Source organism: Candidatus Zixiibacteriota bacterium (genome assembly GCA_014728145.1).
In the GTDB taxonomy this organism is placed as follows: Bacteria; Zixibacteria; MSB-5A5; order JAABVY01; family JAABVY01; genus WJMC01.
In genome coordinates, this window is record WJMC01000012.1 from 1 (window position 1) to 15,558 (window position 15,558).

General features: G+C 49.6%; 14 protein-coding genes. All 14 read left to right on the forward strand.

The genetic code is table 11. From position 1 onward, the window contains the following. The first annotated feature begins 1,053 nt into the window (after positions 1–1,053). Positions 1,054–2,586, forward strand: a complete 1,533-nt coding sequence (gene ftcD, locus GF404_00510; GenBank protein ID MBD3380653.1) for a glutamate formimidoyltransferase — start codon at positions 1,054–1,056, stop codon at positions 2,584–2,586. Positions 2,587–2,588: 2 nt separating this feature from the next. Beyond that, positions 2,589–3,425, forward strand: coding sequence for a hypothetical protein (locus GF404_00515; GenBank protein ID MBD3380654.1), 837 nt, complete (start codon positions 2,589–2,591; stop codon positions 3,423–3,425). Between the two features lie 110 nt (positions 3,426–3,535). Beyond that, a complete protein-coding gene (locus GF404_00520; GenBank protein ID MBD3380655.1) occupies positions 3,536–5,368 on the forward strand; it encodes a hypothetical protein in 1,833 nt (610 codons plus the stop codon). Continuing rightward, positions 5,365–5,892 (forward strand): ECF transporter S component, encoded by a 528-nt coding sequence (locus GF404_00525; protein MBD3380656.1) that lies wholly within the window; start codon positions 5,365–5,367, stop codon positions 5,890–5,892. Before GF404_00520 ends, GF404_00525 begins: the two co-directional genes overlap by 4 nt. Further along, a complete protein-coding gene (locus GF404_00530; GenBank protein ID MBD3380657.1) occupies positions 5,889–7,832 on the forward strand; it encodes a hypothetical protein in 1,944 nt (647 codons plus the stop codon). Before GF404_00525 ends, GF404_00530 begins: the two co-directional genes overlap by 4 nt. A gap of 12 nt (positions 7,833–7,844) precedes the next feature. After that, positions 7,845–8,390 carry an HDIG domain-containing protein gene (locus GF404_00535; protein MBD3380658.1) on the forward strand — a complete coding sequence of 182 codons (546 nt, stop codon included), beginning with the start codon at positions 7,845–7,847 and terminating at the stop codon, positions 8,388–8,390. A gap of 14 nt (positions 8,391–8,404) precedes the next feature. Next, positions 8,405–9,745 carry an MFS transporter gene (locus GF404_00540; protein ID MBD3380659.1) on the forward strand — a complete coding sequence of 447 codons (1,341 nt, stop codon included), beginning with the start codon at positions 8,405–8,407 and terminating at the stop codon, positions 9,743–9,745. A 185-nt stretch (positions 9,746–9,930) separates the two neighbouring features. Next, complete coding sequence (locus GF404_00545) at positions 9,931–10,287, forward strand: NADH-quinone oxidoreductase subunit A (protein MBD3380660.1); 357 nt, start codon at positions 9,931–9,933, stop codon at positions 10,285–10,287. Further along, positions 10,278–10,772, forward strand: a complete 495-nt coding sequence (locus tag GF404_00550) for an NADH-quinone oxidoreductase subunit B (protein ID MBD3380661.1) — start codon at positions 10,278–10,280, stop codon at positions 10,770–10,772. The genes GF404_00545 and GF404_00550 overlap by 10 nt, the downstream gene beginning before the upstream one ends. Positions 10,773–10,824: 52 nt before the next feature. Continuing rightward, positions 10,825–11,328, forward strand: coding sequence for an NADH-quinone oxidoreductase subunit C (locus GF404_00555; protein ID MBD3380662.1), 504 nt, complete (start codon positions 10,825–10,827; stop codon positions 11,326–11,328). A 16-nt stretch (positions 11,329–11,344) separates the two neighbouring features. Continuing rightward, positions 11,345–12,499 carry an NADH dehydrogenase (quinone) subunit D gene (gene nuoD / locus GF404_00560; protein ID MBD3380663.1) on the forward strand — a complete coding sequence of 385 codons (1,155 nt, stop codon included), beginning with the start codon at positions 11,345–11,347 and terminating at the stop codon, positions 12,497–12,499. Continuing rightward, positions 12,499–12,975, forward strand: a complete 477-nt coding sequence (nuoE, locus tag GF404_00565) for an NADH-quinone oxidoreductase subunit NuoE (protein MBD3380664.1) — start codon at positions 12,499–12,501, stop codon at positions 12,973–12,975. The genes nuoD and nuoE overlap by 1 nt, the downstream gene beginning before the upstream one ends. After that, on the forward strand, positions 12,975–14,267 hold the full coding sequence (nuoF, locus tag GF404_00570) for an NADH-quinone oxidoreductase subunit NuoF (protein MBD3380665.1): 1,293 nt from the start codon (positions 12,975–12,977) through the stop codon (positions 14,265–14,267). Before nuoE ends, nuoF begins: the two co-directional genes overlap by 1 nt. Beyond that, positions 14,260–15,558 (forward strand): molybdopterin-dependent oxidoreductase (locus tag GF404_00575; protein ID MBD3380666.1); only part of this gene is annotated, 1,299 nt, incomplete at its 3' end. The genes nuoF and GF404_00575, both read left to right, overlap by 8 nt.

A 15,558-nucleotide genomic window follows, 5' to 3' on the forward strand; every position in this document is an offset into this window, starting at 1 on the left:
ACATATTCTGTCTCAGAGCGCAAAAACAAGGTCAAGTTCGACCTGTTCGGCAAGCCTCTTGACGGGGATCCGAATTTATCCGGGTATCTGGATTCACTGCCGAAGTTTCTCAAAGCGGAGGATTTCCGCCGGGTTGTGAATAGAATGAATCATGCAGTTTCCAATAAACGACGAATAATCTTCATGATCGGAGCGCATACCCTCAAAGTCGGGCTCAGCCCGCTTTTCATTGATTTTATAAAGCATTACGGGCGACTGCATTTCGCCGGCAACGGGGCTGTTTCGATTCATGATCTGGAAATCGCTTTTTTCGGAGCAACCTCAGAGGATGTGCTCGATAATCTTCAGGACGGCAGTTTCGGTACTGTCCGGGAAACCTCGGAAATCTATTCCAACGTGCTCAGAAACGCGGTCGAAAACGATATCGGCCTGGGACAGAGCCTGGGGGAGATTATCGAATCGGAGGATGCCCCGTACAAAGAGTATTCACTGGCCTATAACTGCTTAAAAAACGATGTCCCGCTCACTATCCATTCCGCGATTGGGACTGATATCATCAATCAGCATCCCGATTTCGATGGTTCCGCCTGTGGACAGGCTTCCTTCAACGATTTCAAGATATTCGTCAATTCCGTCCGGGAGACATCGGAGGGAGGGGTTACGCTCAATATCGGCTCGGCTGTTATAATGCCGGAGGTATTTCTAAAGGCTGTCGCTGTCTGCCGAAATCTCGACCGGCAGTTTGGCGGATTTACCACTGCTAATTTCGATATGATAAACCATTACCGCCCAGCGGTCAATGTCGTAAACCGGCCGGCCACGCTGGATTCCGAGGGCTATAATATCATCGGACATCACGAAATCATGATCCCACTGCTTCTGGCATGTGTCAAATCCACGCAACGGGAGTAATCGGGGCTTCTTCAAAACGTAATCCTTTGACATGAATTCTCATTTTATCTATATTATTCCAATGTTTTATGATTATCATGGGCGAATATGAAGTCAAACTGAAATCTATCACGGATTCGATAAAGCGAAAGGCAGAAAGTCATGGCAAAACTGGTTGAAGTTATACCCAATTTTTCAGAGGGGAGACGACCTGAAATATTACAGCAGATTCTCGATGAAATCACCTCGGTCGAGGGTGTCACACTTCTGGACAAGGAGATGGATGCCGACCATAACCGGGCGGTTGTGACTTTTGTGGGAGGTCCGGAACAGGCTGTCGAGGCCGCCTTCAGGGCGATCAAAAAAGCCTCCGAAGTGATCGATATGACCACTCATTCCGGGGAACACCCGCGTATGGGTGCCACAGATGTGTGCCCCTTTGTGCCGATCTCCGAAATCTCCACCGAGGAAGCGATCGCATTGGCCAAACAGCTCGGAGAGAGAGTCGGAAACGAGTTGCAGATACCGATTTACCTCTATGAAGACGCCGCCTCCTGTCCTGAGAGGGTAAACCTGGCTGATGTCCGTCGTGGAGAATACGAAGGGATCCGCGATTCAATCGAGACAGATCCCGACCGCAAGCCGGATTACGGCCCGTCTAAAATGAATTTGAAAGCGGGTGCCACCGCAGTCGGTGTGCGTTTTCCGCTGGTAGCTTTCAATGCTTACCTGAATACTTCCGATGTCAAAGTCGCGAAAAAGGTTGCCAAGGCAATACGCTCCCGTTCAGGCGGATACATGTACTGCAAAGCGCTCGGCTTCGAAATCAAGGACCGCAACCAGGCCCAGGTTTCTATGAACCTCGTAAACTACCTGCGGACACCGATATACAGAGTTTTCAACTCCATACAATCAGAGGCTGAACGCTGGGGCACTTCGGTCTATTCGACCGAGATTGTCGGTTTGGTGCCAAACCAGGCCCTGATCAATAGCGCCAAGCATTTCCTCCGTCTCGAAAAATTTACCAAGGACCAGATCCTGGAGGAAAAACTGGCCCAGTCGCAGGAGCAGGCCGCAACAGAGCGGGGCATGAAAAATTTCATCGAAAATGTCGCATCCAAGTCTCCCGCACCCGGGGGCGGATCGGTTTCGGCCTGTATCGGATCACTGGCGGCTTCGCTGGCTGGAATGGTCTGCCGCCTGACGGTCGGTAAAAAGAAATATGCCGAGGTGAAAGATGAACTGAGCGATGTCATGATTAAAGCTGATGAACTGAAAGAAGCTTTGTACGAACTTGTGGCCAGGGATTCGAAAGCTTTCGACGAGGTCATGGCCGCCTTCAAACTGCCCAAAGAAACCGAAGATCAACAAAAGGAACGGGATCAGGCGATCCAGAAAGCCACAATCGGCGCTACCCGAGTACCGCTCGAAGTGATGGAAAAATCCTGCGAAGCGATCAAACTTGCTCAAATCGTAGCGGAAAAAGGCAATGTCAACTCGCTCTCCGACGCCGGAGTGGCCGCTATTTCCGGACGGACTGCTGTAATCGGTGCTTATATGAACGTCAAAATCAACTTGCCGGGTATCGAAGATGCCGGAACAAAACAGGAGATCTCCGACAAGGCGGAACAGATTCGCGCCCGCGCTGTTGAATTAGCTGATAAAATCGAAACCGATGTAATCAGCAGGCTGTAAACATGAACCAGGTTGACCTGCACGTTCACACAAATTGTTCCGACGGTCTGTTGTGGCCTGAGGCTGTAGTCGATTACTGCATGAAGCACGGTGTAAGGGTACTATCCATAACCGATCATGATACAGTAGAAGCGTATCATGTGCTCAAGGGCAAGATCGGGGATAAAGACCTGAAACTTGTCCCGGGCGTCGAGCTTTCAACCTCCATGAAGGGAGCGGATTTTCATATACTCGGGTACTTGCTTGACATCGAAAACCCCGAATTTGTCAACAGAATCGAGAATTTCCGGGTCGAGCGGATGAAGCGCGGTGAAAAAATTGTGGAAAAACTGAACGAACTCGGGATCGACCTGTCCATTGATACTGTAAAAAAGATAGCGGGTAATTCTGTTATGGGCAGGCCACATGTGGCTGATGCCCTGGTAAAGGAAGAATATGTTCTCACCCTGGATGAAGCATTCGCGCGTTTTCTCGGCTACCATGCCCCAGCTTACGTGCCCAAAAAATACCTCACTCCGAAAGAGGCGATCAAACTCATTCACGACGCCGGTGGAGTTGCGGTCTGGGCTCATCCCGGGCCGGTCGGCAAGGATGAGTTTTTGCCGACATTTATCGAATTGGGCCTGGATGGCCTGGAAGCTTATCACCCGCTCCACTCACCCGCAACAGCCCGCCACTATGTCGACCTGGCCAAACGCAACAACCTCATCTATACCGGCGGATCAGACTGCCACGCGCGAAAGGAGAGAATTTTAATCGGATCGCAAAAAGTTCCGTATAAATCTTATAAGATGTTGTTACAGGCAAAAGAAAAACTGGCTCAAAAGGAGAAATCGTGATTTCAAAATGTTTACTCATCTTAACTATGGTTCTTTTTGTCGTTTCTTTACCATTCGCGCATGCAGAGCAGTTAACGCCTGAAGAAAACGAAGTTTTATATCAGAAAATTATGGCCCTTTCCGGGCAGTCAAGTTTATCACTGGCCGACCTTGAGCCTGAGGAGAGAATTGTAAAATCCGCGACGCCGTATATTCTCAATCTATCGCGTCAGGTACGCAATGCATCTCCCAAGGTGCAACAGGCCTGGGCATCATTGCTCCAGAGTCGATACGATTCCGAGGCCCCTGACACACTGGGTTCGCCGGACGGCAACTTCCTTATCCACTATGCCAAAGAGGGACCTCATGCCGCCCGGGTCGATGAAAACCTGGGGGTTGATCCGGTTACAGGCCGGCCGCTTATAGTCGACAGCACTGCAGAAATCTTCGATTCATCCTGGAGCGTTATAATAGGCGAGCTCGGTTTTAAGCAACCTCCCTCGGACAGCTTTTATGCTTCCGGAGGCGACAGGCGCTTCGACGTATACATGGTCGACCTGGGAACTATCGATCCGATTTTCGTCGATGCCTACGGGCTGACCTACCGCGATTCGATTTTTGCTCCGGATTTCCAGTATGCCACCAGCTTCATGCTGATCGACAACGATTACGATGACTCCGAATTCAGCCTTTACAAAGACAAACCACTGGACGCTATCAGGGTAACCGCCGCGCATGAGTTTTTTCATGCCGTGCAGTTTGGATATGATGCTCTCGAGCCCGATTACGTGAGAGGCATCGAGCGCCATCACTGGCTGGAGATGTCTTCGGTGTGGATGGAAGACCAGGTCTTCGATGATGTCAACGACTACTATTATTACACACCTTCATTATTGAGCTATATCAATCTTTCTCTCCAGGCTCATTATCCCGGTCTTCACCAGTACGGTGCCGGCTTGTGGCCTCATTATCTATCACAGACATTTGGTCAAGATATTGTGCGCCGGATATGGGAACTGTGTGAAGCAACTCCCGGAGCGAATGTATTTCAAAATGGATTTCAGGATGCTATCGATGAGTTTTCTGCGGGCGAATACACTTTCCAGGAAGCTCTTTCGGAGTTCTTTGTCTGGTGTTATTTCACCGGTGAACGGGCGCGCCCCGGATTCGGCTTCACAGAGGCCGCCAATTTCCGCGATGTCAACGGCGATTTGGTGCAGGTGCCCGATTCAATCAAGCAGGGATCATTTTACGCCCACCGCATTCTTAACCTCGATCAGTTCCCGGTGCAGTTTAACGATCCCGCTTTCAAGGATTTCCCCGATTCCCACGGGGGACTGTACGTCCGTTTCTCCGGGCTCGAGAAGCTCGATTCCACTCTGACAATTGGCTTTTCCGGTGATGATACCGATGTTATCCAGAACCGTACCTTCGATGTCATCTGGAATAACCGCATAATCGCGTACAATCCGCATATTCCCAGCGAACCGATCTATATCGATACTGCCATCTACCCGAATAGTTTTGACCTGACTGTAAGCCGTGATATAATCGACAATTACGACGAAGTAATTCTGGTTACATCACCTTTTATTGACCTCCCGAAAAATTATGATATCGGGCATTTCCTGCAATTCTCATTGAATGTCTCAGACAGTTCCGAACCGATCAGCCAGGTTGAGATTTCCGACGCGTTCCCGAATCCGATGGTGATGTCGGAGAGCGACGATCCACAGGTCCTGTTCAAGGTCCTGCAACCGGAACCGGACCCGATCAAAGTCATGGTTTACACACTAGCCGGCGAGTTAGTCTTTGAACTGGAAAAGGAAACCAATAAATCGCTCGAGTATATCGGCTGGAATGGGCAGAACATGGATGGTGAGACTGTCGCATCGGGAATGTATATAGTCTATATCACCGCCGGTGAAACCGACAAGGTTGCCAAAGTAGCTATTATCGAATGAACTCGACAGCGGTCAGGGCCCTGGTCATAAGCGCGCTATTGGCCGGTTTGGCCTATGTCTCGAATTTTATGATGCTGGTGATACCGAACGTGTCACTGGCATTCTTTGTTGTATTTTTAGCCGGTTACTCGCTCGGTTTGGGATGGGGACTGATCACGGGCTCAATCAGTTTCTTTTTGATCTCGTATTTCAGCCCATTCGGGATGGCGCTTTTTCCTCTTTTAGGCGTGCAGATTATCTGCGGAGCCATATGCGGAGCGTTTGGTTCAATTGCTTACAAGGCTTACCGCGTACGGCTCAAAGATCCAATTACGTATTTAATCTATGCTCTCTGGGGCGGAGTGGTCACCACAATCTATATGGGTGGGGTGTCGGTGGCCGATGCTTACCTGTTCGGGCCATTTAAGGAGCGATTAACTATCAGTCTCGGTTTTTCAATACTGACAATCGTTTCCAATCTGATTATCTTTCCTCTTCTGGTTCCGGTTCTGATGACCGTACGCGAGAGGATCGATGTGAGATGAGATTTAAAACTTATGGCAGAAAAACCCCGTTGTGTTTCGTTACTGCGATCTGCCTGCTTCTGCCGTTTAGCGGACTTCTGGCTCAGGATGAGCAGGATGAAATCGACACTTCGTTTTTATTTGGCGATACGCTGGATGTCGGCGGTACTGATTCTGTTTTCGGCGATACAGTCTTTTACCAGCACTACAATTCTTTCAATCAGGATTCGTTGTCCTATTTAAAAAAAACATCGATCGACTACGATGCCACAGGCAGGAAGATAGCCTGTGGTCCGGCAGATTTGCTGAAATCCAGTCCGGAATTCGAAATGGCCGAAGCCGGGCCTTTCGGTCATACTCGCTATCAGACTTTTTATGGTTTACCGCTCGAGGAGATTCGGCTGGGCGATTTCCACTTCGATTATTCGACCTTCGGGTTACCTGCTAATAGCCTTATAGATACCCGACTGCTGTCTTTATCGAATGCCGACAGGATCATTTATGACCGCATGACTTCTGCTGACAATTTCAATTCGATCTATTTTGAGAGGATGCCCGCGCCTGACTCGAACGCCTTTTCATCCGCCATGATGCAGAAGGGCGACTACGGCTTCTCGAACACACAGGTGCGATTTGCCACACCTTTAGGGTACCGTGCCAACCTTGGATTGGCGGTGGGCAACAAACAGTCCGATGGTTACCTGGCGGACTGGCAAAAGGAGGCCGAAAGCTATCGCATCTACGGCAACTACCAGCTGAACGACAATTACCAGCTTCAAAGCGATCTGCTGTTCTCTTCGATCAGCGATCAGCATCGTTTTTTAACCGGTTACAACGGCTACCAGGGTAATTCGGAAATCGACTGGTTCGGCTACTCGCTCGCTCTGGCATCATCCGATTCAGCCCGCTATCTGCGACGAAGCGCATTTGTATACCAGGAATTTTCTGAGACGATACGGGGCTTTCATGACAAATTCTCCCGGGAACAGAAAACTTTCCGGCTGATACTTGAAAATGATTTCACTTTGGGAGAATTTAGAACAATATACCAGGTCGAACCATATTATTGTCAGGTTAAATTCGATTCAGACTATGACTTTCCCGGTCTGAGAATGTTTAGTCAGTCACATCTGCGGTTGTCTGAGTCTTTTACGACCGCACTCTCGCTTTCGACAGGTTTCGACAAACACCGAGACACGCGTCTGTCCGTAACACTCGGCAACCGACTCAAACTTGCAGACAGCTTACAATTGAATGCGCAAGTATTCAGAATAAGCCGTGGAGCCGATGAAAACGAGTTGTTTTCGGCCACCCCGCTCCTTCAGTTCACTAATGAAGATGGTCTCAGTCTCGATTATATCCAGAGTGGCAGTGATGACCTGCCTCTTACAGTATACCAGGGTATCGGCGGATCACTTGACTTTGAACGAGAGCAATTCGGTTTCAGCCTGTTTGCAAAATATGCCCAAATCGAAGATTTTATCTACTGGACCGATATCGATCCTTCCAGCGAACTGGCCTTGATCACACCGCAGACTTCGGACCTGAAGTGGCTCAATATCGGTTCAGCCCTGAAATGGAAACTGCCGTACAGCTTCGAGCTGAGTGGCAGTTACAGTTATAATTACCTGGAGGACGAAGCTGAGACGCGCAGTTTCTCGCTGGTGCCTCGACACAACCTGTATGGCTCTTTGTCCAGGCATTTGTATATTGCAAAGCTGAATTTGTATGTAGACCTGCTTTTAGAAACTGAATACCATTCGACTAACTATAAATCCATCTACAATCCGGAGGAACTCGGACGTTACGCAATCGCCAATTTCCAAATCCATTTCAATATCAAGTCATTTACGCTGTTTTACAGCATGGACAATATATTCAGCAATCGCTATCGTACATTTTACGACTATGATAACGTTCGGGCGGTCTGGTGGGGATTCCGCTGGAATTTCATAAACTGAGGAGGCTCTATGATCACCCGTGAAGAAGCCTACGAACTGGTAACGAAGAAAGTCAAACAGAAAAACCTGGTTAAACATATCCTCGCTGTCGAAGCGGTCATGCGTAAACTGGCCGAACACCTTGATGAAGATCCAGACTACTGGGGATTGACCGGTTTATTGCACGATCTGGATTATTCTGAAACCGTGGATGAACCGGAAAAGCACAGCTACGTGACAGCGAATTGGCTCAAGGATTACGAAATGCCCGAGGATATGATGCATGCCATCCACGCCCACCCGGGGCATATCCCCTGCGAATCTAAGCTCGACTGGGCGCTCTACTGCTCAGATCCGGTTACCGGGCTGATAGTGGCCGGGGTGCTGATGCACCCTTCGAAAAAACTGGCCCATGTCGATGTCGGCTACATGCTGAGGCGTTTTAAAGAAAAGCGTTTCGCCGCCGGAGCCGACCGCGAGGCGATTCAAAAATGTGAGATGCTGGGATTGTCGCTCGAAGAATATATGGGTATCGCTATTGAGGGTATGCGTTCGATTTCCGACGATTTAGGATTTTAAAAGGGGAGTAGCGCATGACCACCCCGCGCCAGGAGAAGCTCTCGGTTTTTGGCTGGATATCCTACGATTTCGCCAACACGATCTTTTCCATGAACATTATCACCTTTTTTTTTCCGCTGTGGTTGATCGATGACCTCGGTTGTCCGGATATCTACTATTCGATCGTCTATTCAGCCTCGATGATAATGGTAGCGCTATTGATTCCGTTTTATGGCCAGTCTTCGGACCTGAGCCAGAACAAGAAGAGCTACCTGATACGCTTCAGCCTGGTGGCGATGGCCTGCACTGCGCTGATCGGCCTAAACGCTTACCTGGTCGAAGACCGCATGCTGAAGATCGTTCTGGCGCTTCTTTTTATTGGTCTGGCAAATTTCTTTTACGAGGGCGGGTTGGCTTTTTATAACGCTCTGTTGCGCTCGGTATCTTCTCGTGAAAATGTCGGTTCTACTTCCGGATGGGGTGTCGGTCTCGGCTATGTCGGCGGAATAGTCGGTCTGCTTCTGGTCTTTCCGATCGTCAAAGGTTACCTTCCGGGGATACCGCAGGGGAGGCATTCGGCCTTTATCCCGACCGCGATATTGTTTTTCCTGGCATCGATTCCAGCCTTTCTGCTGATCAGGGAGAAGACTTTTGCCAAAATCGAACAGCAGAGAATACAATTCACGCGTGCCTTTCAAAGCCTGTGGGACAACCTCAGGCAGGCCCGCAAGCACAGAGGCGCATTTCGTTTTCTCCTGTCCAACTACTTTTTCGAGGATGCGGTGGTGACGGTAATAATCTTTATGGCTGTCTATGCCGAGAAAGTGCTCGGTTTTACCGACAGGGTCAAGATCGAGCTGTTCGTGGTGGCAACCTCGGCGGCCGCTGTCGGGTCGGTCGTTTCCGGCAGACTCTCGGACTGGCTGGGTCCCAAAAAGACTTTCACAATCGTGATAATCGGCTGGATCTCGGTCTTGACTGTTTTCAGTATCACCACCTACAAACCACTTTTCTGGGTATTGGCCTGTCTGGTCGGTATCTTTCTGGGCTCGACCTGGACAGTCGCCCGTCCACTTTTAAACAGCCTGGTACCTGATGAGAAACTGGGACTCTTTTACGGCTTATACGCGCTCTCCGGCAGAACCGCCGCCGTGATCGGGCCTCTTCTGTGGGGAGCCGTGGTTACTTTTTTTACAGCATCAAATCCGGCAACAAAACTGGTCATCGAACTGCTGGAAAAACTGGGTACGAACATCGGCCCGGATGTTCTTCCGACTATACAATATCGACTGGCGGTCGTATCGCTGGCGTTATTGATGATTATCGGGCTCTTAATCTTCATAAAAGTGCCCGATAAACACCCGCGCAAAGCTTAAAGCCATGTATCATATTTATCTATTAATTGTTTATGAATCATAGCATTAGACAGCGGGGCAAAAGAACATGAAAACATCTAAAGGGCTTTTATCAAACAAATTTATATTGACAAGCCATCGTATGACTTATAAATTTGCGGCTTAGTTATTTGGATAACTTGTCGGCACGGGTAAGAGGTTAGGGAATGATCGAAGTATATTACCCAATCATTGCAATGGCAGCTCTGGCACTGATCGCCGGGGGCGCTTTGATGTTTTTGTCATACCTGTTCGGCAAGCGTACCGACAACCCGGCTAAAAACTCTCCTTATGAGTCCGGTATCGAACCGGTCGGATCGACAAAGGAGAGATTCCCGGTCAAATTCTATCTCGTAGCACTGCTGTTTATCCTGTTCGATATCGAAGTGGTCTTTCTGTATCCATGGGCTGTGATCTTCAAGTGGGGCGGTGTTTTTCTGTTCATCGAGATGCTCGTGTTTATCGCGATACTGTTGATCGGGTACTTTTACATCATCAAGAAAGGTGCGCTGAAATGGGAATAGAGGAAAGAGTACCCGACGGGATTATACTGACTACGCTCGAGAAAGTAGTCGGGTGGGCAAGGAAATCGTCCATGTGGCCGTTCGGTTTCGGGCTGGCCTGTTGCGCGATTGAAATGATGTCGACATTTATGGCGCATTTCGACCTGGCGCGTTACGGGATGGAGGTGATGAGGCCCTCACCCCGGCAGGCAGACCTGATGATCGTGGCCGGCAGGGTCTCCAATAAGATGGCACCGGTGGTTAAAAGGCTTTATGATCAGATGCCTAATCCGAAATGGGTCATTTCCATGGGGGCCTGCGCGTCATGTGGCGGAGTGTTCAACAACTACGCTATCCTGCAGGGTGTCGACAGGGTCATACCGGTAGATATGTATGTGCCCGGATGTCCGCCCCGCCCGCAACAGTTGATCGACGGGATTCTGAAGCTCCATGATAAAGTCCAGAATGAGAAACTTAAATCTCAGAAAGAAACACAGAAAAGCTGACAACAACGGGGCCTTATATTTTTATCAGGATTTGTGAAAAAAATTACAAGTTATGAGCATTAACAGGGAAGCAGAAAAGTTCGTCGAGGAAAACTTCTCGGCAGATATCCTCGAAAAAAGCGATTTTCGTGATGAGTTGACTTTTATAGTCAAAGAAGACCGGATTGTGGATATCCTCAAGTTCATGAAGGAAGATGAGAAATTCGCCTACAATTTCCTGACTGACCTGACGGCCACAGACTGGCCCGAGCGGGATAAACGTCATGAGCTCGCTTATATGTTGTTTTCATTTAAGGATAATACGAGGATTCGTTTTAAGATCAGGGTCAAAGAGGGGCACAAAATTCAGACCGCGACAGTGCTGTGGGAATCGGCCAACTGGATGGAACGCGAAGTTTTCGATTTGTTCGGAGTGATCTTTGAAGGTCATCCTGACCTGACCAAGATCCTGACTGCTGACGATCTCGAGGGACATCCGCTTCAGAAAGATTACTCATTGACCTATGAGATACCGCATTTTTCGCACAACAAGGATCTTCCGCCGGAGGTAATATAGCTTGAAGACCAAGACCATGACATTGAACATGGGCCCTCAGCATCCGGCCACGCATGGTGTACTGCGGGTGGTTCTGGAACTCGACGGCGAAATCGTTGTCAAGGCCTACCCGGTCATCGGCTATCTCCATACCGGTATCGAGAAAACCGCCGAAGCCAAGCATTATCACAAGGTCGTACCGCTGACCGACAGGATGGATTACCTCGCTCCGATGTCAAATAACCTTGGTTACTGCCTGGCGGTGGAAAAGCTTCTGGATTGTGAAATCCCGCCCAAAGCGCAGTGGGCCAGGGTTTGTCTGGCGGAATTGACACGTATCAATTCGCACCTCGTCTGGCTGGGAACTCACGCTCTGGATATCGGAGCGATGAGTATGGCGCTCTACGCGTTCCGTGAACGCGAGCATATTCTCGGAATATACGAGCTCGTCTCCGGACAAAGAATGATGTCGTCGTATTTCCGAATAGGCGGATTGATGAAGGATCTGCCGAAAAACTTCAACGAGGAAGTCCAGAAGGTGATTGACCTGATTCCCTCACGGATCCGGGAATACGAAGACCTGCTGACCGAAAACCGCATTTTCCGCAACCGGACTATTGGAGTCGGCAAACTCACCAAAGAAGATGCGATGACTTACAGTTTGACAGGCCCGATGATCCGAGGATGCGGGATTCCCTACGATCTGCGCAAAGCGATACCATATAGTTCATACGATAAATTTGATTTCGAGATTCCTACACGCGAGGAAGGTGATGTCTTCGCGAGGTACCAGGTCCGGGTGGAGGAGATGTATCAATCGCTCCGTATCACCCAGCAGGCGATTGATGGCATGCCGGAGGGTGATTTTCGGGCCAACGTACCCGGTGTTGTGCTTCCACCGAAAGATAAAGTCTTGACTGAAATGGAAGCGCTGATCTTCCATTTCAAAATCATCACCGAAGGATTCCATCCGCCGGAGGGAGAAGTTTACGTCGGGATAGAATCGCCCAAGGGCGAGATCGGATACTATATAGTATCCGACGGATCTCCGAATCCCTACCGGATGAGAGTTCGTCCGCCCAGCTTTATCAATCTGGCGGCTCTGCCAAAGATGTGCGAGGGCGGTTACGTGGCCGATGTTATCGCCAACATCGGATCTGTCGATATCGTTTTGGGAGAGGTGGATCGCTGATGATCTTGAGTGATGATTCAGTTGACGCGATAAAAAAGACTACCGCGCGGTATCCTCACAGGAAATCGGCAATATTGCCGGGTCTGACGATCGCGTACCGCCAGGTCGGTCATCTCAACGAAGACCTCTATGGAGAAGTGGCCGAAGTCATCGGTGTCTCCAAAAACGAGGTTGCCTCGGCCGCGACTTTTTATACCATGTTCCCCAAGCAGAAAGTCGGCAAATACCTGATCCAGGTGTGTGTGAATATATCCTGCGGCCTGATGGGCGCGGAATCATTGATGGAATACCTTTTAAAAAAGCTCAATGTCAAGCCGGGCGAAATCAGCGAAGACGGTTTGTTTACCGTGGTTCCGGTCGAGTGCCTGGGATCCTGTACAACCGCGCCGATGATGCAGGTCAACCAGGATTTCTATGAAAACCTGACTCCTGAAAAGGTCGATCAGATACTTGAAGATTTGAGGAAGAAAGCGTAGTGGAAAAGAAACTCCTGTTCGCAAATATCGATGATCCCAAACAGCCGGAGATCGACACCTATATCTCCAAGGGCGGTTACGAGAGCTTCAAGAAAGTGATTAAGGAGATGAAGCCCGAGGAGGTCATCGAGGAGGTCAAAAAATCCGGAATCCGCGGTCGTGGCGGTGCCGGTTTCCCGGCCGGCATGAAATGGAGTTTCGTGCCCAAGGATTCACCCAAGCCTAAGTACCTTGTATGTAACGGCGATGAATCAGAACCGGGCACCTGCAAAGACCGTGTTTTGATGGAGCATGATCCTCATCTCGTGGTCGAGGGCATGGCGATTGCCTCCTATGCGATCGGAGCTGGTCATGCATTCATATATATTAGAGGCGAATTTGATTACCCGGCCAGCCAGATGCGCAAAGCTATCGACCAGGCTTATCAGAAAGGTTTCCTGGGTAAAAACATACAGGGCAGTGGCTACGATCTCGAGATGATCGTGCATACCGGCGGCGGAGCATACATATGCGGAGAAGAAACCGCCCTTTTGAATTCACTGGAAGGCAAACCGGGACAGACCCGGATCAGGCCTCCATTTCCGGCGGTCGAAGGACTTTACGCCTGCCCGACTGTGGTCAACAATGTCGAGACTTTGTCAAATATGTCTTTGATCATTAAAAACGGCGGAGAATGGTATTCCAAAATCGGCACAGAAAAATCGACAGGCACAAGAATTTTCTGTCTTTCCGGTCATGTCAAAAACCCCGGTAATTATGAACTCGAACTGGGGACGCCCATGAGCTACCTGATAAATGATTTGGGCGGAGGAATTGTCGACGGTAAAAAGCTCAAAGCAATCATCCCGGGGGGATCATCAACACCGATCCTGACCCCGGATAAAATCGACACAAAGCTGGATTTCGAATCCGTAGTGGAAGCCGGGTCGATGCTCGGTTCCGGCGGCGTAATTGTTATGCATGAAGATACCGACATGGTCTGGGTGGCGAAGGTGCTGGCTCATTTCTATATGCATGAATCCTGCGGTGAATGCACCCCCTGCCGGCAGGGCACCAAGTGGCTCCATGATACTATTACAAGAATCTATAACGGCCATGGTAAAATGGAAGATATCGACATACTGCTGGATCTATGCGACAATATCGAGGGCAAAACCATCTGTCCCTTAGGCGATGCCGCTGTGATTCCGATTCGTTCCACTATTAATTTGTTCCGTAACGAGTATGAACATTATATCAACCACAAAAAGCCGTTGGTTGAAAACAAGTTTATGAGTTTTGTGAATGGCTAAAATCAAGCTGACAATAGACGGCCGAGAAGTCGAAGTCGAACAGGGTAAGACGATCCTCGAGGCGGCACAGGAAAACGGTATCGAGATTCCGGTTTTCTGCTATCACCCCTGCCTCAAGTCGATCGGAGCCTGCCGTATCTGCCTGGTTGAAGTAGAGAAATGGCCCAAACTGCAGGTCTCCTGCGCGACTATGGCTGGAGATGGTATGGTGGTCCATACCAACAATGAACGGGTGGTCAAAGCACGCCAGGGAGTTCTTGAGTTCATCCTGGCCAACCATCCGCTCGACTGCCCCACCTGCGACAAAGGAGGCGAGTGTCCCCTGCAGGACACGACTTTCAAATACGGCCTCGATTTCTCCCGGTTCCAGGAACGCAAACGGCGGTTTATTGCCGATGATGACTCGACTTATGACGATTTGAAAATCGGTCCCGAGATTATCCGCAACCAGAATCGCTGTATCCACTGTTACAGGTGCACCCGGCTCGTCTCCGAAAGGTTTTTCGAAAACGACCTGGGATCCTACCAGAGAGGCGCGTTAACCGAGATTCTTCCGCCTCCGGGAGGTGAGATCCGCAACCTGTATTCCGGTAATGTAGTCGATTACTGTCCTGTCGGAGCCTTGACAAATTCTGACTGGCGTTACAAAATCCGTGTCTGGAAGACAAAACCGGTCCCGACCATCTGCCGCTACTGTTCGGATGGATGTAACCTGAATGCCACTGTCGCCCGCAATAAAATCTGGCGCACGACCGCGCGCCCGAATTTCAGTATCGACGAAGGCCTTCCCTGTGATGTTGGTCGCTACGGCTACCAGTTCGCTAACCATGACGATCGCCTGACCAGCCCGATGATCAAGAAGGGTGGCGAATTGGTTGAATGTTCCTGGGAAGAAGCACTCATGACTATCAGGAACAAACTCGACAAAACGACATCGGACCTTGGCCCGCAGGGAGTAGCTTGCCTGGTGGGGGAGAGCCTTTCCAATGAAGATTATTTCGCAATCGGGCGTTTCTTCCGGTCAGTGATAGGTACGAATTCGGTCGATCACAGGATCTACCGCAAGAAGAAACTGTCGTTTTCGGACGACATCAAAAAGCGTGGTCTGAACCTCAATCGCCTGGATATAGCCGATCTTGAAAAAGCCGACAATTTCTTCATCTTCGGCTCTGACTTGCATTCCGAAAATCCAATCACAGCCCTGCGGGTACTCAAAACCAAGCGTTACAAAAACGCGCGTATAATGATGCTGAATCCGAGGCCGAATCGTCTTAATCGAGCTACTGATTGC

Excerpts from the sequence above, each read along its gene's own strand:
- GF404_00525 (MBD3380656.1), top strand. The coding sequence starts at position 5,365 with ATGAACTCGACAGCGGTCAGGGCCCTGGTCATAAGCGCGCTATTGGCC.
- nuoE (MBD3380664.1), top strand. The coding sequence starts at position 12,499 with ATGATCTTGAGTGATGATTCAGTTGACGCGATAAAAAAGACTACCGCG.
- GF404_00555 (MBD3380662.1), top strand. The coding sequence starts at position 10,825 with ATGAGCATTAACAGGGAAGCAGAAAAGTTCGTCGAGGAAAACTTCTCG.
- ftcD (MBD3380653.1), top strand. The coding sequence starts at position 1,054 with ATGGCAAAACTGGTTGAAGTTATACCCAATTTTTCAGAGGGGAGACGA.
- GF404_00515 (MBD3380654.1), top strand. The coding sequence starts at position 2,589 with ATGAACCAGGTTGACCTGCACGTTCACACAAATTGTTCCGACGGTCTG.
- GF404_00530 (MBD3380657.1), top strand. The coding sequence starts at position 5,889 with ATGAGATTTAAAACTTATGGCAGAAAAACCCCGTTGTGTTTCGTTACT.
- GF404_00540 (MBD3380659.1), top strand. The coding sequence starts at position 8,405 with ATGACCACCCCGCGCCAGGAGAAGCTCTCGGTTTTTGGCTGGATATCC.
- GF404_00545 (MBD3380660.1), top strand. The coding sequence starts at position 9,931 with ATGATCGAAGTATATTACCCAATCATTGCAATGGCAGCTCTGGCACTG.
- GF404_00520 (MBD3380655.1), top strand. The coding sequence starts at position 3,536 with ATGGCCCTTTCCGGGCAGTCAAGTTTATCACTGGCCGACCTTGAGCCT.
- nuoD (MBD3380663.1), top strand. The coding sequence starts at position 11,345 with ATGACATTGAACATGGGCCCTCAGCATCCGGCCACGCATGGTGTACTG.
- GF404_00550 (MBD3380661.1), top strand. The coding sequence starts at position 10,278 with ATGGGAATAGAGGAAAGAGTACCCGACGGGATTATACTGACTACGCTC.